General features: G+C 34.2%; 12 protein-coding genes. 2 read left to right on the top strand and 10 right to left on the bottom strand.

All coding sequences use genetic code 11. The annotated features are described in order from the left end of the window. Nucleotides 1–589 precede the first annotated feature (589 nt). From DF185_RS21360 to prfA, 4 genes are all read right to left on the bottom strand, one after another. Nucleotides 590–1,624 (bottom strand): potassium channel family protein, encoded by a 1,035-nt coding sequence (locus DF185_RS21360; RefSeq protein WP_110363504.1) that lies wholly within the window; start codon nucleotides 1,622–1,624, stop codon nucleotides 590–592. A gap of 63 nt (nucleotides 1,625–1,687) precedes the next feature. Then, on the bottom strand, nucleotides 1,688–2,977 hold the full coding sequence (locus tag DF185_RS21355) for a DUF2851 family protein (RefSeq protein ID WP_110363502.1): 1,290 nt from the start codon (nucleotides 2,975–2,977) through the stop codon (nucleotides 1,688–1,690). A 111-nt stretch (nucleotides 2,978–3,088) separates the two neighbouring features. Then, on the bottom strand, nucleotides 3,089–3,916 hold the full coding sequence (pyrF, locus tag DF185_RS21350) for an orotidine-5'-phosphate decarboxylase (protein ID WP_110363500.1): 828 nt from the start codon (nucleotides 3,914–3,916) through the stop codon (nucleotides 3,089–3,091). Nucleotides 3,917–3,987: 71 nt separating this feature from the next. Further along, nucleotides 3,988–5,073 (bottom strand): peptide chain release factor 1, encoded by a 1,086-nt coding sequence (gene prfA / locus DF185_RS21345; RefSeq protein WP_110363498.1) that lies wholly within the window; start codon nucleotides 5,071–5,073, stop codon nucleotides 3,988–3,990. 203 nt (nucleotides 5,074–5,276) lie between these two features. Between prfA and DF185_RS21340 the strand changes: the two genes are divergently transcribed. Then, nucleotides 5,277–7,331, top strand: coding sequence for a transglutaminase family protein (locus tag DF185_RS21340; protein WP_110363496.1), 2,055 nt, complete (start codon nucleotides 5,277–5,279; stop codon nucleotides 7,329–7,331). 262 nt (nucleotides 7,332–7,593) lie between these two features. Next, nucleotides 7,594–7,920, top strand: a complete 327-nt coding sequence (locus DF185_RS21335) for a hypothetical protein (protein ID WP_133250120.1) — start codon at nucleotides 7,594–7,596, stop codon at nucleotides 7,918–7,920. Between the two features lie 530 nt (nucleotides 7,921–8,450). Here DF185_RS21335 and DF185_RS21330 read toward each other — a convergent pair. The 6 genes from DF185_RS21330 to DF185_RS21305 all read right to left on the bottom strand — a co-directional run bounded on the left by DF185_RS21330 (nucleotide 8,451) and on the right by DF185_RS21305 (nucleotide 18,653). Continuing rightward, the gene (locus DF185_RS21330) at nucleotides 8,451–9,620 is read right to left on the bottom strand and encodes an AIR synthase related protein (protein WP_110363492.1); all 1,170 of its coding nucleotides are present in this window, start codon (nucleotides 9,618–9,620) and stop codon (nucleotides 8,451–8,453) included. A 28-nt stretch (nucleotides 9,621–9,648) separates the two neighbouring features. Next, on the bottom strand, nucleotides 9,649–12,006 hold the full coding sequence (porE, locus tag DF185_RS21325) for a PorE family type IX secretion system protein (protein ID WP_110363490.1): 2,358 nt from the start codon (nucleotides 12,004–12,006) through the stop codon (nucleotides 9,649–9,651). 123 nt (nucleotides 12,007–12,129) lie between these two features. Beyond that, a complete protein-coding gene (locus DF185_RS21320) occupies nucleotides 12,130–14,319 on the bottom strand; it encodes a glutamine synthetase III family protein (RefSeq protein ID WP_110363488.1) in 2,190 nt (729 codons plus the stop codon). Between the two features lie 257 nt (nucleotides 14,320–14,576). Continuing rightward, nucleotides 14,577–15,671 (bottom strand): hypothetical protein, encoded by a 1,095-nt coding sequence (locus DF185_RS21315; protein WP_133250119.1) that lies wholly within the window; start codon nucleotides 15,669–15,671, stop codon nucleotides 14,577–14,579. A gap of 13 nt (nucleotides 15,672–15,684) precedes the next feature. Beyond that, nucleotides 15,685–16,872: a metallophosphoesterase gene (locus DF185_RS21310; RefSeq protein WP_110363484.1), complete on the bottom strand. Its 1,188-nt coding sequence runs from the start codon at nucleotides 16,870–16,872 to the stop codon at nucleotides 15,685–15,687. A 242-nt stretch (nucleotides 16,873–17,114) separates the two neighbouring features. After that, a complete protein-coding gene (locus DF185_RS21305; RefSeq protein ID WP_110363482.1) occupies nucleotides 17,115–18,653 on the bottom strand; it encodes a RagB/SusD family nutrient uptake outer membrane protein in 1,539 nt (512 codons plus the stop codon). Nucleotides 18,654–18,658: the final 5 nt, after the last annotated feature.

Genomic DNA, 18,658 nt, shown 5'->3' with positions numbered 1-18,658 from the left:
GATAAATAAAACTCAAAGCAAATTCCAAATAAAATCTGAAATATTTTTGAAGTTTTTTTCAAGTCGTGATTTCCATCAAATCATCAACCACACTCCCAAAACTCTTTCTAACTTCCCTCGCTCGAGAAGCGGCTGCAAAGGTAAATACTTTTTATTTAATTTTGCAAATCATTTTTAAAACTTTTTTTTAAGATTTAAATCCTTTCGAAAGCCTCATAGATACTAGTGCTTCAAAGAATCGCTATCCCCATCAAAAGCAGCTGCAAAGATAAATAAATTATTTTCACAACTCCAAATGCTCTCGAAAAAAAAACCTTAAAAATCTGATTGCTTAGTAGGTGTAAATAATCAATTAAAAAAAAAGATTCCTACGACCACCCTACCGCTGCCTATAAAATACTACTAAACAACCATTTTATAAATCCACTCTCCGTTGAAAGTGGATGCAAATATAATAGACGAAAGTCCAAACTTCCAAACATTTTCAAAAGAAAAAACAAAGAAAAATCACAAAAGCCTGATTTACAATTACAAAAAAAATCACAATAAGATTGCGATTTTTAAATGAGGTTATTCTAACAGGTAGTTTCTAAATTCCATTCAATAAAAGCTCCCTCAAACTACTAACCTGTTCTTTATTCCCAAGAACAAACAAGTGATAGTTTTTCTCTAGCATTAATTCAGGGGACGGATTATAAATGTATCCACCCTCTCCATCTTTTAAACCAATAATGTTAGCACCTGATCTATTTCGTACATTTAATTCCTTTATTGACTTCCCAACAAAACATCCAGACAAATCCTGACAACTTACCTCTTCCAGCTTTACACCTTTGGTAGATTGCAATAGAATATTATCCAAAAACTCAACCACATCAGGCTGAGCAACCAACTTTGCCATTTGCTGACCTCCCAATCGATCAGGCATTATCACATTATCAGCTCCTGCTCTTTTCAGCTTACTATCGGATTGACTATTGGAAGAACGAGATATAATTTTTAAATCAGGATTCATTTCACGAGCGGTTAAAACCACATAAACATTTTCCGCGTCATTGGGAATTGCAGTAATCAAAGCTTTTGCTTCAGATATATTAGCCATATCAAGCACCTCCTCCATAGTAGCATCACCCTGAATAAAAAGAAGATCAGAAAAAGCTCGGACTCTCTCAATTGCAGATTCATCTGAATCAACAACAACAACATCCTCACCATGCTCTATCAATTCCAAGCTTGCTTGTTTACCATTTCGGCCAAAACCACAAACAATTACATGACCATTTAATTTTTCAATTTTCCTCACAATCCTATAATCTTTTAAGTTTCTACGAAATACGCCATCTAAAATAAACCTGGTTATTGCGGAAGCCAAATAACCAAAAATCCCAAAACTTATAAATATTAAAAATACAGTAAATACTTTTCCAGTATCAGACAAAGGATGAACTTCCTGAAAACCAACAGTTGAGATTGTAATTACTGTCATATATAAGGCATCAACTATACTGTAAGCCTCATTGATATACATATAACCAGCTGTACCAACCAGAACAGTTAGCACAAGAAAAAACATAGCAATACTTAAGGTTCGAATATTTTCTTCCCAAATTTTTTGTCTATTCATAGGAGCAAATCAATAATAATCTAAGATAATCAATATCCTTAAATACAATGTAGCTGTATAAACTTATTTAGGATGGGGCTGATAATTTTTCATCCGAATAATTCGATTACCAAATTCACATTGCAAACACCTGTATTCATTGCAATAATTCATTTTCAACTGCAATAAAGCTTGAGAATACCAAGATGATTTTACCTCCACTCCACATTCTTTCCACCTTTCAATAATAGAATTCTTTTCTTCCGGTATCTCTTCCAAAATCTTTAAAGCTTTTTCTTTCTTCAACTCGTCACCATTAATTTCACCATAACAAAACAAGATTGGAACAACCGAATTTATTATAATTGAATTGATTGTCATTTTTCCAAGCTGCTTACTTTTGGATTTCGACTCAACACCAAATTGATAATGAGTTTTCCAATAATCAGAAACCTTAATTTCGAACAATTGCTGAATATCTTTAGCAGAGGTGCAAACCAAAATTTTTGAAAACAGAGAGGAAGATTTATGAATAAGAGCTGCCAACTGAGCAATTCGGATTGTTGGAAAATTACCTGGCCTTAACCTCAACCACTTCCACCGATGAAATGGCAAAGGTTCCAACTCATATTTATTTGCAAGAAATAAGTATTCTTGCTGCAAGCTTTTATAATAAATATCATCTATAGATTCATTCAACATTCCGGCCTGACCAAACAATAAAGCTTCCAACTGTAAAAGTGAATTCTTTTGGCGTGCCAAAATCCTTAAAGGTAAGACCTGTGCCAACTGTTGAAAGGGATCAGCATTAACTTTCATTCCAAAATACCTGGCAATAATTTGATAAAATGTTTCTTCCCATGAATTCTTATTCAATTTCAACATTTTCTTCACATCAGCAGATTTTCTCTCCAAACGTTCCAGTATCATTCTATCCAACCAATTTCGCACAAAAAACTTTTCAACCGAACTGATTTCATCATAACAAGGAATCCACTGTGTGGAATGCATCAGTTGGTTGTAATTATCCAACAAACATGAATCGAATTTCAAAATTAAGCAAGGTAATTTTCTGGTTTCACCTATAAATACATCCGCATCATCTTCATAAACCACATGCAAAATCACATTATCATAGGCTGAATCCTGCTGATGTTTGTGCTGATACCAAAGTGATGATTTGATATGAATCTCTACATTACCAGCCCACATCACATCATTAATCTTAACTCGAGCATCAAAAAAGTCAGGACCAGCATCTTTATTTTGCCTTCCAACATTTAAAACCTCAATTTTATCTCCTCCTGTAGAGAATAAATTTTGAATATTAAAAAGCTTATGTCCCCAGATAAATTGCAGAAATTCCTCATTCATACCATAATATTTTTACAGTAAGTATTCGAAATTTAACAATTCGCTCAATAAAAGACAATAAAAAAGCGACGTTTAATCAAACGTCGCTTCAATATCTTAAAAGAGTATTTACTACAATACTGATTTTTCTTTCAATAAATCTTCCATTTCCAATTGTAACTCTTTGGCTTTTTCGCCAGCTACTTTTGCAAAATTCTCGGAGGTATCAGCAAAAATAACTCCTCTTGAAGAGTTCACAAGCAATCCACACGATTCGTTCATTCCATATTTTGCAACTTCCTGTAAACTTCCTCCCTGAGCACCAACACCTGGAACCAACAAGAAATGATCAGGAGCAATCTTTCTAATACCACCCAACATCTCAGCTTTTGTAGCTCCAACAACATACATCATATTTTCTTTGGTTCCCCAATCTTGAGACTTTTCCAAAACTTTCTCGAACAACTTTTGTTCTCCTTCCTGGAAAAACTGAAGATCGAAAGCTCCTTTGTTCGAAGTTAAAGCCAAAAGAATAACCCATTTGTTTTCATACTCCAGAAATGGAGTTACAGAATCCTCACCCATGTATGGTGCAACTGTAATTGAATCGAATGGCATATTTTCTAAAAATGCACTTGCATACATTTTTGAAGTATTTCCAATATCTCCTCTTTTAGCATCAGCAATCAAGAAAATCTCTGGATATTTTTCTTTGATATAGTTTACTGTTTTTTCAAGACTATTCCATCCTTGAGCTCCTCGACACTCATAAAAAGCAATATTTGGCTTGTAAGCAACAGTAAATTCCGCAGTTGCATCAACAATTTCCTTATTAAATTCAAATACCGGATCCTCTGTATCCAATAGGTGAGATGGGATTTTTTTGATATCGCTATCTAAACCTACACATAGGAAACTTTTCTTCTTTTTGATTTGCTCGAATAATGCTTGATAATTCATATTGAATAAAATTGGTTGTTTAGTAATATTTTTACACAAAAAAGGCAGTGGAAAAACCACTGCCAATATCTTTATAAACCACTTTCTTTAAGTCGTTCTGCGTTTTCTTCAATTTGAAGCTTGTCGATAATTTCCTGAACATCGCCATCCATAACTGCCGACAAATTATATAACGTAAGATTGATACGGTGATCAGTAACACGTCCTTGCGGATAGTTATAAGTTCTAATCTTAGCCGAACGGTCACCCGTTGAAACCATAGTTTTACGTTTCGATGAAATTTCATCCAAGTATTTTTGATGCTCCATTGCATAAATACGTGAACGAAGCTCTACCATTGCCTTTGCCAAGTTCTTCAACTGCGATTTCTGATCCTGACAAGTTACTACAATATTTGTAGGGATGTGAGTCAATCGAATTGCCGAATAGGTTGTATTTACCGACTGTCCACCTGGACCAGAAGAACAATAAGTATCTTTACGGATATCACTTTCTTTGATATCAACATCAAACTCTTCTGCTTCTGGCAATACTGCTACTGATGCAGCACTGGTATGAACACGTCCTTGAGTTTCGGTTTGAGGAACACGCTGCACGCGGTGAACTCCAGACTCATATTTAAGAACTCCGTAAACACCTTCACCATTCACATTCATTACAATTTCCTTGTAACCACCTGATGTACCTTCACTAAAGCTTGAAATAGAAACTTTCCATCCTCTAGCTTCACAGTATTTGGTATACATTCTTGCCAAATCACCAGCAAAAATACTTGCCTCATCACCACCAGTTCCAGCTCTAATTTCAAGAATTGCATTTTTAGAATCCTCTGGATCTGCAGGAACCAACAACAATTTAATGTTCTGTTCCATATCCGGAAGCTTAACTTCTAAATCTTCCAATTCCATTTTTGCCATTTCTCTCAATTCCTCATCAGACTCATTTGCAATGATATCTTTCGACTCAGCAATTGTATCAACGGCATTTTTATATTCTTTTGCAGCCTCAGTAACTGCTTCCAATTCCTTATACTCTTTGCTTAGTTTTACAAAGCGCTTCATGTCTCCCATCACCTCAGGGTCGGTAATCAATTGACCAACCTCTTTAAATCTGATAAAGACACCCTCTAATTTATCTAGGATCAAATTATTGCTCATGCTACAATATTCTAAATTTTGCACAAAATTAGAAAAATAAACCGTATTAATTAAATCTTTTAAATTTTAGATGAATTTAAACTACACTCTACCTAAATATTTTATTTGACGCCCCCTCTACATAGCCTTTAATTAAGATTCTATCTTTCTTAAAAAATTTTTAAATTACAATAAAATCTACACACCCCTAAAAACTATACAAAATGAAAACCCCATTTATTTTATTAGCTGTATTGCTTATTAATTTGCAATTGACGATCACTCCTGCCCTTAGTCAAACTAAAGTCAAGTTCGGAAAGGTTTCAAAGCAAGAATTAGAAATGAAAGTTTACGAAAAAGACACCAGCGCAATAGCTGTAGTACTTTATGACAATGGACATTCTTATTTTAAAACTGAATTCAGAAGTGGCAGTAGCACTTTTCTATGTATATTCGAACGGCACGTCCGCATAAAAATACTTAAGCCTGAAGGATTTAACTATGCAAATTTTGAAATCCCTATTTATACCTCTAATGGAGTTGATGAAAAAATAACAGAAATTAAGGCCAAAACTTTTAGTCTAAATGAGAAAATAACAACCGATAAATTAAATCAAAAATCGATATACTCAGAAAAAACTTCTCCTAATTGGAAAACCGTAAAGTTTGCAATGCCAAATATCCAAGTCGGTTCAGTAATTGATTGTAAATACACAATTGCATCCCCTTATTATCACAATTTCAGATCTTGGCAATTCCAATATAATATACCTGTAGTATACTCTCAATACCAAACTTCAATTCCTGAATATTTCCATTACCAAAAAACAATCAAAGGACATTTTAATATCAACACGATATATGAAGGGAGTAAATCTGAATCATTTGTCTACAAATACACCGAAATGGATAAAAATCCTGGTAGTTCGAAATTAATTGAACATGAATTTGTACTAACTCCTAGTTCAACCATATATAAGTATAATGCAGAAAACATTCCAGCCTTCAAATCAGAATCCTATATGCTAACATTAGAAAATTATCTTAGTGGAATTGAATTTGAACTACAATCCTACCAGATTGAGAATGGAAAATTACACGAATTCACTACGAATTGGAATTCTGTATGCAAAAGATTAATAAAGCATTCCAATTTTGGTGAAATAATAAAAGGGAATAGCTTCCTTGATAAAATAATTCCAGATTTGATTAATAATTGTGAAAACAAACAAGAAAAGATAGCATGCATATATAAAGCCGTGCAAAATAACATTCGTTTCAATAAAAAGAATAGATTATTTTGTGACAAAAACTTAAGAACCGTTTGGAAAGAGAAATCTGGTAACTCTGCAGAAATAAATATGTTATTAATCGCAATGCTCCGTAAAGCAGGAGTGAATACAAATCCAATCGTACTAAGCACTCGACAAAATGGAATTATACACCCTTCTCACCCAAGCATAACCGAATTAAACTACGTGGTTGCATGTGCGGATATCGATTCTCAAAAATATGTACTAGATGCAACTGACCCTTATTTGCCTATAGGCTTATTACCGTTTCGATGTTTAAATGGTAAAGGAAGATTAATTAGCGACACTCATTCAGAATGGGTAAACCTTGATCCACAAAAAGGATCAAAAATAAGCATGAAAGCAAACGTTAAATTAGATGATAAGGGAACTATTAAAGGGCAAATTAAGGAAGGTTTTTATGACTATGAAGCAATAAACTTCCGTAAAAAAATAATTAATAACATCGATAATTATACAAAAAAACTAAAGTCAGACTACGAAGATTGGAATATTGATAGTGTGGAATATGATAACATAAACAACCGAAGTAAACCATTACTTGTTAACTATCAAATAAACACAGAAAACAGCGCCAACAAACAAGGAGAGCTAATCTATTTAAATCCAATTATAAAGTATCAAACTAATGAAAATCCTTTTAAACTTGAAGAGCGAAACTATCCGGTAGATTTCGGACATCCAATCTCTATTAATTATTTATTAGCACTTGAAATACCTAAAAACTATTCGTTAGAAGAAAAGCCATCCTCTGCCTTAATTAAACTTCCAAACCAGGGAGGATCCTATTTATATAGAATAAGTCAAAGTGGAAATAAAATTATAATCAACTTGAAGTTCAACATTAAGCAAACTCAATTTATCTCAAGCGAATATAAGACTCTAAAAGAGTTTTATAATCAAGTAATAACAACAGAAAAACAGATGTTAGTATTCAAAAAAAACAGTTACATCGCAGAACAATAAGATCTCTAAATTTATTTTGATTTTAAATAGAGAAAAAATGATTTTACCTATTTACTTTTTGATTGCCAAAAACTATTTTTATTTATAGAGAAGAAGCACGAATTCAATAAAACTATTTACAAAACCGAATACCCTCTAACCAGAATGGTTTTATAGGATTTAAAATTTGCAAAAACGGCAAATTGCAACTTCTAATTTTATCTGTAACAACAAAATTTTGAATTTTTAATTCGATTAGTTATCACCGCCTAATCTAATGCTTATGGTTAAAGTTAGAATACCCCGGAACGAAGAGCAATTATTGGGATTGTTAGGAAAAATCAACAAAAGACACGAATACAACAAGAAAAAGAGTCTTTTGAATGGAGCTGTTAACATGGATCGCCTAGTTGAAAAATCTAAAAAAATCAGAAAATTTAAAGATCTGGATTCAGAACCAAGCTTTAAGAAACAATCTTTTGATCGCTCAAAAAGTAATGATTTAAAGTTTATCTCAAGTGAAATTCGCAGCATTAGAAACTTGCTGCTTGCTGTTTATCCCGACGAGCCCAAAGTAATTCAAGAATGGGGCTTCGAAATAAATGATTAAGTCTGCAATCCAATTACAGACACCAATAAGAAAATGCCATTCAACTCTTTGAGTGGTATTTTTTATTAGAACATCAGAAGGTCAACCCCTTCTAATTTAATATATGAAAACTGAACATTCACTCTTAAAACCTGAAGTTTTAATATCAAAAACTCAATAAATAAGATTAAAAGCAGAACTTTTAACATTGAAGAATGATGTTTCAATATTAAAACATGACGTTTCAACCTTGCCACCTGAGGTTTCAACGTTAAAAGCTGACCTTGTAATGTTTAACACTATGCTTTCAAGGTTTTTCTCTATCCTTTCGCTATTACAATACACCTATTTTTCATTGAAAATTGAAGTTTGAACGTGAAAACCTCATCTTTCAATGTTGCCAGCTCATATTTTAACGTTGCAAGCTCAAGAAATAATATCTAAACCTCAACTTAAAACATTAAAACCTGAACTTTTAACATGAAAAGTTCAGGTTTTAATATGTATTTATGAGATCACAAGTTTGAAACTTGGATCTTTAAAGATCATCCCTAGTAAACGAATTCTCCAAATTCGCTTTTGATTGTTAATTTCTTGCCTTCGTGTGCTTCGCATCTTCCTACAATTTGAGCATCTACATTAAACTCTTTTGAAATAGCGATGATATCTTCAGCAATTTCTTGTGGAACATACAATTCATATCTATGTCCCATATTGAAAACCTTGTACATTTCGTCCCAAGCGGTTCCACTTTGTTCGTGAATTAGCTTGAATAATGGTGGTACATCGAACATGTTGTCTTTTACCACATGTAAATTGTCTACAAAATTCATCACTTTGGTTTGAGCTCCACCCGAACAGTGAATCATACCATGAATTTGTGAACGATATTTATCTAAAATTTTCTTGACAATAGGAGCATAAGTTCTGGTTGCCGACAATACCAATTTCCCAGCATCAATATCAACTCCTTCTACAGAATCAGTCAATTTACAGTTGCCCGAATAAACCAAGTCTTCCGGAACAGCATTATCGAAACTTTCAGGATATTTCTCTGCTAAATATTTCGAAAATACATCATGACGAGCAGAAGTTAATCCGTTTGATCCCATACCGCCATTGTACTCCGACTCGTATGTTGCCTTACCCGATGAAGAAAGACCAACAATTACATCTCCAGCCTGAATTTTTTCATTTGTAATTACATCTTCACGTTTCATTCGGCAAGTAACTGTAGAGTCAACAATAATGGTTCTTACCAAATCACCAACATCAGCAGTTTCGCCACCTGTTGAGTGAATATTTACACCAAGTTTGGCATATTCGGCAAGTAGCTCTTCGGTTCCATTAATAATTGCAGAAATTACTTCTCCAGGAATCAAATTCTTATTTCTTCCAATGGTAGACGACAAAAGAATATTATCAACTGCACCTACACAAAGCAAATCATCAATATTCATAATTAAAGCATCCTGAGCAATACCTTTCCAAACGGAAATATCACCAGTCTCCTTCCAATACATATATGCCAATGATGATTTTGTTCCTGCTCCATCGGCGTGCATAATATTGCAATATTCATCGTCACCAGTTAAGTAATCAGGAACTACCTTACAAAAGGCATTCGGAAATAGACCTTTATCAAGATCTTTAATCGCACTGTGTACATCTTCCTTCGAAGCCGAAACGCCTCTAAGATTGTATCTTTCGTCTTTTCTCATGGTTGTTTAGATAAAGTATAAAAGGGATTTACTCCTTCAATTTTTTAGCTTCGGCAAAGGTAATCTTTTTCCCTTTATAGTACGCGATTACGAATGCTTTAATTCCTTTCTTATTGATCTTTTGCGATTCCAATTTTGCTTCTTTGTAACTATCGAAAATTCCGGTGGTATATCGAACGGCAGATTGATTCACCGGAGCTTTGAAAACCACTTTAAAGTTTTGAATTACTCCAGGAACCGTTTTCTTCCCAAAAGCACCAATCTGAATGGTATAAAACACACCTTTTACTTTATTCAAATCTTTAATTAAAGTATTACCGATCTGGTTAGGATCACTTCCTGGTTTTACTTTAGAATTAGGTCCTGGCACATAATCGGTTGATAGAACTTTAAACTCGGTTCTCCTGTTCAACTGGTTGGCAACCTCTTTTTGCTTAGAAGTAAACTGCCAAATATTTTTCTCGGTAAGAACGGTTTCTTCCGATAAGAAATCATATTCATCGGCAATTTCCTTGCTCACAACTCTTGGTTGTGATTCTCCATATCCGTGTGCAACCAAACGATCCCAATAAATTCCATTTTCAATTAAATAGTCAACAACCGATTGTGCTCTTTTCTGAGAAAGATCCTTATTGGTAGATTCACTCCCAACAAAATCGGTATGCGAACCCAATTCAATGGTAATTTTTGGATTATCATTTAGCGTTTCAACCAATCCATCAAGAGCTTCTTTCGATTCTTCTCGAAGACTCCATTTTCCAAAATCGTAGAAGATATTCGGCAACTCAATTGGTTTTTCTATTGCCTTTAATCCTATCACCGATTTAAAGTTTCTGCTAACTTGAATTCCTACAGTGCTTACCTGCTCTTTTCCATTCAGATAACCATCTTTCGAAACCATAGCAATGTATTCCAAATCAGGTTTCAATTCAAATCGAAAGTTCCCTTTATCATCTGATTTCACATCCAACTGTTCTCCATCAGATGATACTAAATTGATACTAGCTCTTTCTACAGGGTTTTTAGACTCAGAATCGACAACTTGTCCCAAGAAAGTAAATTGTAAAGGCACATAATCAAATCGATAGATGTCATCGTTTCCCTTCTTTCGCGAAGATGAGAACATTCCCTTCTCCTTATTCGGCTGAAAATGAATTGCAAAATCATCGGCTGTAGAATTGATTGGATATTTCATATTTTCAACTTCCCACAATCCAGTTTCAGCTCTTTGTGCCATATAAATATCCAATCCTCCTATTCCTCCATCTCGATCCGAGGCAAAATAAAGTTTCCCGTTGTCACGGATATGTGGAAACAATTCATCTTTTTCAGAATTAATTGGCTTACCTAGGTTTTGTGGCTCAGTCCAACCGCTTCCACTTTTTTTGCTCATCCAAATGTCATTTCCCCCGTATCCTCCTGGCATATCCGAAACGAAATATAAAATTGTTCCATCTGCAGAAATTGATGGGTGCGCAACAGACAAAGAGTCGGGAACCAACTCCTGTAAAGCCACTCTACCCCACTCTCCATTCTGCCTTTGTACAGCAAAAATTTTCGTTCCTTGATTATCCTTATTTACCTTTCGTGAAGAGGTGAAGTAAAAAATATCTCCACTTGAATTAAAACACGCTGCACCTTCGTTCCAATCTGAATTGATAGTATCTCCAATGGTGGAAGGCTTGCTCCACTGGTAAGTATCCGTAATTATGGTTCTAGATTTGGCCTTTCTTCCTTTTTTCTTTCTTGACTTTCGGACAACTTCATTTGAATAGTGCGACTCTAATAAGTTTGTAAAGTACTCACCTGTAACACCATCTTTTTTAACCTTATCTTTTAATTTTCGATTTGATGTAAAGAAAATCACATTGGTATCTTGTCCCATATATATTGGAGCAAAATCACTAGAAGAAGAATTAAATTCTTTCAAGACCTCAACTTTGTATCTTCCTGGAAACTCTTCCCAATATGAAACTCTTTTCAGAATTTTGGCTACATCATCAGTTTGTTCTGCTTCCGGTTTCAAATCCAAATATTCCCAAAAATTCTCTTCCGCTTCCTCAAGTCTGTAGTTTTTCAACTCTGCGTAGCCCAAATTTTTCACAGCATCCACAAAAGTATCCCTATTCATAATTGCTTTTCGATACCATGATGCTGCTTTGCGAGGTCGATTGATCTCATCGAAACAATTTGCATTCATAAATGCAATTTCAGCTTTTCGCTCTCTATCTTTCTCTTTTTTATACGCCTTTTCATACATTTCTTGTGCATGGAAATACCTGCCGGATTTCAACATTTTATTTCCACGGTTAACGTAAGATTGAGATGAACAAGATATTAACAAGCCTATTATACAGAGTAATCCTGCGAAAGAAAGAGTTTTCATTATGTGATATGTTCGATTATAAAGTATAAAAATAAATATTTTATTCTATTGACAACCTATGAAAACAGAAAAGGATATCCATTATATATGAACATCCTTTTTCTAAAAATATTATGACTTGAACTAGTTATTGAATAACAATTCGCGATATTTTGGCAATGGCCACATTTCATTATCAACAACAAGCTCTAATTTATCAATATGGTAACGAATATCTTCTAAGAATGGACGCACTTTCTGATCGTATGCAAATGCCATCTTGTGTCCATCTTCAATAACATTACATTCTTTACGAGCTTCAACCATTCCTTTCACTTTCGCTTTTATGGAAGAGATGTGACCTGAAATTTCTTTGATCAACTCTTTTCTGGCTCCTGCTAATTCTTCATACTCTTCAGTTGAGAAGATATCTCTTAAGCCTTGAACATTCTGAATCAGTTTGGTTTGATAAGCAACCGCTGTAGGTACAATGTGGTTAATCGCCAAATCTCCCAATACACGTGCTTCAATCTGAATCTTCATGGTGAATTTTTCCATTTCAACCTCAACACGAGCTTCCAATTCTTTCTCTGTCATTACACCACTTTCAATCAATGATCTTTTTGCAGGTGCATCAAGATATTTAGAAAGAGATTCTGGTACACTAGTAATATTAGTTAAACCACGTTTTTTAGCCTCAATCACCCATGCTCCTGAGTAACCATCGCCATTAAAACGGATTGGTTTAGATTCAATAATTAATTTTTTAAGAACCTGGAAAATCGCTTCATCCTTTTTAATTCCTTCATTGATTAATCGATCAACAGCAGCTTTAAAATCTTTCAACTGCACTGCCATTGCAGCATTCAAAGCAGTCATTGCTGCAGCATTGTTTGCAGAAGAACCAACCGCACGAAATTCAAAACGGTTACCAGTAAAAGCAAATGGAGATGTACGGTTACGATCGGTATTGTCCAAAATAATTTCAGGAATACGACCAATACCTAATTTCAATGCTGTTTTTTCGTCTGGTGTCATTTTCTTTTCACCAACTTCTTCAACAATTTTCTTCAACATCTTAGATACCTCATCACCCAAGAATACAGAAACAATTGATGGTGGTGCTTCATTAGCTCCCAATCTGTGACTGTTAGATGCAGTAAGAATTGATGCACGTAACAAATCCTGATTTTTATATACAGTCATTAAAGTATTCACAACAAAAGTAAGGAACTGCATATTTCCTTTAGGATTCTTACCTGGAGCCATTAGAACTACACCAGTATCGGTACTCAACGACCAGTTGTTGTGCTTACCAGATCCGTTAACACCAGCATATGGCTTTTCGTGGAACAATACTCGGAACTTGTGGTTACGAGCAACTCTCTTCATCACATCCATCACTAACTGGTTGTGGTCATTTGCCAAGTTAGCCTCTTCGAAAATTGGAGCCAACTCAAACTGAGAAGGGGCAACCTCGTTGTGACGAGTTTTTACAGGAACTCCTAATTTATGACATTCAACCTCCAAATCCATCATAAATTTAGTCACACGCTCAGGAATAGATCCAAAGTAGTGATCATCCAACTGCTGATCTTTTGATGAAGAGTGCCCCATTAAGGTACGACCTGTTAATGCAAGGTCTGGACGAGCTTGGTACAATGCTTCATCAATAAGGAAGTATTCCTGTTCCCAACCCAAGTTTGCATTTACCTTGGTTACATTTTTATCGAAATACTGACAAACATCTACTGCAGCCTCATCAACAGCTGCCAATGCCTTTAATAATGGAGTTTTATAATCAAGGGCTTCACCTGTATATGAAATAAATACTGTTGGAATACAAAGTGTTGTTCCAATAATAAATGCAGGTGAAGAAACATCCCAAGCAGTATAACCACGAGCTTCAAAAGTCTGACGAATACCACCAGAAGGGAATGAAGAAGCATCAGGTTCTTGCTGAGCAAGTAGCTTACCTGAAAAATTTTCTATCATGTTACCACCATCACCATAGTCGATAAAACCATCGTGTTTCTCTGCAGTACCATCAGTTAAAGGCTGAAACCAGTGAGTATAGTGTGTTGCACCTTTTTCAATCGCCCAGGATTTCATTCCTAAAGCAATACCGTCCGACATTTTTCTGTCAATCGAACCTCCTTTTTGGTTTGCAATCATAACTGCTTTAAAAGCATCTCTAGATAGATACTTTCTCATGGATTCTACATTAAAAACTAAATCAGCATAGTAATCAGTCACCTTATTAGAAGGCAATGACACCGATTTTGGCTGTCTCGACAGCAATTCATTCAACGCTTGAAATCTAATGGTGGCCATAAACTTAAAAATTTTAGTTAATAGTTAATGTTATATGTATTTTCAAAGGGTGTGCTCAGAAAAAAATAGTATTTTTTTTACAAAATACCCCCCTCAAGAATACTCTACAAAAATGAATAAAAAAAATAAGTTTTGCAAGACCACCTCTAATACCAAAGGGGTGTATCACAAAAAAAATCGATAAAAATCACAGTAGAACCCCTGATTTTTATCGATTGCGCAAGTATTTTTAATTTTATAAAGAAAAAATCTAATTTTTATTGAGTCTTAGGAATTTTTTTGGCATTTTTCTCAATTACCTCCCGAACATCTTTTTTGGAGTTTATTAACTGATAAAACTCTTCAATGTAATCAATCAATTTATTTCGATTCTTATTTTTTAGGTAAGTACAATCACTTATGACTTCAAGAAAAGAAGGTTTTAATTCTTTAAAGTTCGTAAAAGCTTGTTCCAATTCTTCGGGACTCCACTTCATGCCTTTATACAAGCGTTTGTATTTTGCATTTGGATCAATTTTAGGTGAAAGAGTGTAATATGAGTGATTAATCATCCCTGACCAATCGAAATCAAATGGTACTACAACAGGAATACTATACTCACTAACTGATAAAACATCTATATTGTGCAATCGCCCTACATCCCAATCGGCATTACCTATCATCAATTGAAACAAGGAAAGCATTACCATATTTTCACGCAATATCTCATATTGCTTCATATTTTTGAAGTTTAGGATGTTTTTTCCGTTTCTTAAGGCCACATCATCCTTGTCTTCAAGAAAAAAACCAAATTTTGTTATCGTATCTGAAGAATTTACATCTATAAATGAAACTTGAGCCAATCGAACACGGTAGCTGTGATTCGAAATCAAATTATACATTTTATAAATAAGATACTCCTCAATAGTGTGCTGTTCGTAATCATCAACAAAAGATTGGCAATGACTAACGTATTTTAATTTGGATTGCCCTTCAAACTCTGTTCCTATAGCTTCTCTAACAGGAATTTTAAAACGTAAAGGTGGAAAATTACAATTTTGCTTTCTACGACGAAAATTACCTCTGGTTTTTACTTTTACCTGAATAACATCAGCTTTTCCATTCTCTGAAAACAACTTTAATTCACTTTTGTGGTATTTTCTTTTTTCTGCAATATCATTTATTAATAATGCCAAATCGGTTTTTAACTCTATTTTTAAAAGACCTTCATTCTTAAACAGTGGTAAGTTTAACAAACTGTCTCTATCCTTCTTTGTTATTGGATTTGCGTTTAAAACACTCCCAGTACAAACAAATAATAGTAATAATAAAATAAGATTTCGTCCTCTTCTTATTACACACCCATTCTCCATTTTGCAATAATATTTATTCAATACTTTCTTTTTTCCCATCAATAAATATGCGATAGTATTTGTCCCCATCGATTAAAAGTACCTGTGATTTTATTTCATCATATCCCATAGGAACATTCATAGCAACCAATCTACCTTCTTTTAAAAACCTAATTGTTTCTACTTCAGTATGACCAAAAAATATCCTTTTTACCTTGTAATAATTTAATACCTTATCCAATTCTTCATCTGTAATTATCGAATAATTACGTGTTTTCATTAAATAACCTCTATACCAAAGTGGGTTGCCAGGGAAATAAACTTCTTTCATCAATTCAGCCTGAGTTTTACCATGATCTGGTTGCAAACTCATTCTTATTTCTTCGTTAATTTCTTTCAAAGACATATCCTTCTCAATCATTTCAGGTGAAATTCCACCATGAACAAAAAGAAGATCATTAATTTTCACGGCAGAATTCAAGGATCTTAACCATTTTCCCAATTCTGTATCCTCTTTAAAAAAACGTGGATAATTAATCATTAAGCGTTTGCTCATTTTTTTATACTTGGGAGCTATATATCGAGCATCATTCATCAATACCATAATTTCATGATTTCCCAATAAGTAATGCAATCGTCCTTTGTTTTCTTTTGCTTGTCGTTGAAGTTTCTTAATCAGATAAAGACTTTCTGTAACCTTATCTCCTCTGTCAAAAATATCACCAATGAAAACCACATGTCCATCGCTCCACGACCAATTTAACTCTTCATCAACAACCTTTGCCTCCTTTAACAGTTTAATTAAGTTATCATACTCCCCATGAACATCACCAACTACCAATATTTTATCAACATTTCCAAATTCAGCCTTTTGCACCGGATAATCTCCTCTTCTGAGCCAATACCTATTCTTATCCCCTTTAAGCCCTTTAACCTGCACTGAATCTGACTTTATTTTTAATCTCTTTTCCCTAATACTAATATTATTCTCTTCATGCGAATGATCCACATACCACATCCTTACCTCTTTCGAGTCGATCCACGAAAAATGAGGACCATCAGAATAATCAGGCAAGTTTATATCATCAATGTTACCTCTAAATACTTTATCGTATTTTGAAAATGCGCCAGAACTTAACTTCTTTTTTTGTGCGCTAAGTGGAAACAAAACGCAAAGGCACAATAAAAACAATAAATATTTTGCATACTGATATGAATTCATAAAATCTATCTTTTTGTATCAAACCGAATACCACTTCCCTCAGTTTACTTTAAATCAAAAACTAAACCTGAATTTTATAGGAAATAACACATCTTATAATGTTCGAAAGCAAAACACAAGCTGCCCGAATTCGAACAAACAATGAACTTGCATGAAGTTAGTAAAAATTATTAAGAGCTATCATACAAAAAAACAGGAGCCCTTTCGAACTCCTGTTTCACTACTACTACAATGTACCTGGTTTAGTATCCAGGATTTTGATCTATTTCACCTGTTGTTTTATCAATTTCTGCTTGAGGAACAGGCCAATATTTTTTTGCCTCTGTCCAATAAGGAAGAATATTTGCACGATTTGTACGAACAAGATCATGATAACGATCATTCTCTCCTGCCAATTCTAATCGACGTTCAGAGTAAATCGCATCAACTAGCGCAGAACCAGAAGCTGTAATATCTCCCAGTCCAGCCCTATTACGAACTTCATTCAATGCTGTTCTTGCACTTCCTTCGTCAGAAGTTTTAGCACAAGCTTCAGCATACATTAATAACACTTCTGCATAACGCATAATTCTAGTATTATTAGCATTATTACGAATAGCAGCTGAACGATTTTCGGGAGCTACATAAATTTTCTCTTGATAGTACCCTGTTCTGTTAAATGTTAATTTTGCTTTCCATTGATCCAAAGAATCATTTGCAACATTCATATCCGTCTGATCATTATACCAATCCCATACTCCCTGTGGGATTTCTTTTTCATACACCTCATCAGTAGTTAATAAAGTTGCAGCCTTTCTAACAACATCACCAGCTGCATCAAAAGCATCAGCCAAATCTTGTGTTGGTTGATTGATACCATAACCATAAGTAATATTTCTTGGCAACTGGAACAATGTCTGGAAGTTTCCATTATTACGAAATGCCGATGTTTCCGTATCTGAATTGATAAAATCAATTTCAAAAACTGATTCTATACCATTTTCTCCATCAAAAGAAAAAACATGTGCATAATCAGGGTCCAATTCGTACTCATTAGAATCCATTACTTTTTTCGCCCAAGATTTTGCCTCTTCAAAATTTTCTGCATACAAATTCGCTTTAGCCAAAAAACCTTGCGCAAAACCTTTAGTTATACGTCCTAAATCACTTGTTGAATAAGCACTTTTTACAGGAAGATTAGGTTCTGCTGCTTCCAATTCTTTGATAATAAAAGCATATACTTCATCAATTTCAGATTGACTAATCTTTTCATCCGCAGTTCTTATTACGTGATCTAAAACTGGAATTCTACCAAAAGCTCTAACTAACTCGAAATGATAAAAAGCTCTTAAAACTCTTGCTTCAGCAATAATTCTCGCTTTCATGCCTGTATCAAATAGCTCATCATCCATTTGTTCAGTTCCCTCAATAGTCTGACTAGACTTATTTATACCCCTGTAACAAAGTTGCCACTTGTAACGCACCTGAAAAGCATCAGCTGTTCCGTTAAAAGTCTTTAATGGTTCAAAACCTGCATTATCACCATCACTACCACTATATACAGCATTATCACTTAATGTCTCACCAAAAGCCCAAAAGAACCATCCAAAACGGTAATCCTTTAAATCCGAATATGCTGCAGTTAGGGATGCTATTGCTTTTTCTTGACTATTAAAATATACGTCAGAAGTTTCTTCTCCTAATTTGTCCTGATCAAGAAAATCATCACTACAATTGGTCAGCACCAAACCTGCACTTACAACCAATAGTAATCTGCTTATTGATTTTATTTTTATTTTCATACTAT

Origin of the sequence: Marinifilum breve (genome assembly GCF_003202155.1) — a bacterium.
Classification (GTDB): domain Bacteria; phylum Bacteroidota; class Bacteroidia; order Bacteroidales; family Marinifilaceae; genus Marinifilum; species Marinifilum breve.
This window is presented reverse-complemented; position numbering and strand designations above follow the sequence as displayed.

Excerpts from the sequence above, each read along its gene's own strand:
- DF185_RS21310 (WP_110363484.1), bottom strand. The coding sequence starts at position 16,872 with ATGAATTCATATCAGTATGCAAAATATTTATTGTTTTTATTGTGCCTT.
- prfA (WP_110363498.1), bottom strand. The coding sequence starts at position 5,073 with ATGAGCAATAATTTGATCCTAGATAAATTAGAGGGTGTCTTTATCAGA.
- DF185_RS21355 (WP_110363502.1), bottom strand. The coding sequence starts at position 2,977 with ATGAATGAGGAATTTCTGCAATTTATCTGGGGACATAAGCTTTTTAAT.
- DF185_RS21335 (WP_133250120.1), top strand. The coding sequence starts at position 7,594 with ATGGTTAAAGTTAGAATACCCCGGAACGAAGAGCAATTATTGGGATTG.
- DF185_RS21340 (WP_110363496.1), top strand. The coding sequence starts at position 5,277 with ATGAAAACCCCATTTATTTTATTAGCTGTATTGCTTATTAATTTGCAA.
- pyrF (WP_110363500.1), bottom strand. The coding sequence starts at position 3,916 with ATGAATTATCAAGCATTATTCGAGCAAATCAAAAAGAAGAAAAGTTTC.
- DF185_RS21360 (WP_110363504.1), bottom strand. The coding sequence starts at position 1,624 with ATGAATAGACAAAAAATTTGGGAAGAAAATATTCGAACCTTAAGTATT.
- DF185_RS21330 (WP_110363492.1), bottom strand. The coding sequence starts at position 9,620 with ATGAGAAAAGACGAAAGATACAATCTTAGAGGCGTTTCGGCTTCGAAG.
- porE (WP_110363490.1), bottom strand. The coding sequence starts at position 12,006 with ATGAAAACTCTTTCTTTCGCAGGATTACTCTGTATAATAGGCTTGTTA.
- DF185_RS21305 (WP_110363482.1), bottom strand. The coding sequence starts at position 18,653 with ATGAAAATAAAAATAAAATCAATAAGCAGATTACTATTGGTTGTAAGT.
- DF185_RS21320 (WP_110363488.1), bottom strand. The coding sequence starts at position 14,319 with ATGGCCACCATTAGATTTCAAGCGTTGAATGAATTGCTGTCGAGACAG.
- DF185_RS21315 (WP_133250119.1), bottom strand. The coding sequence starts at position 15,671 with ATGGAGAATGGGTGTGTAATAAGAAGAGGACGAAATCTTATTTTATTA.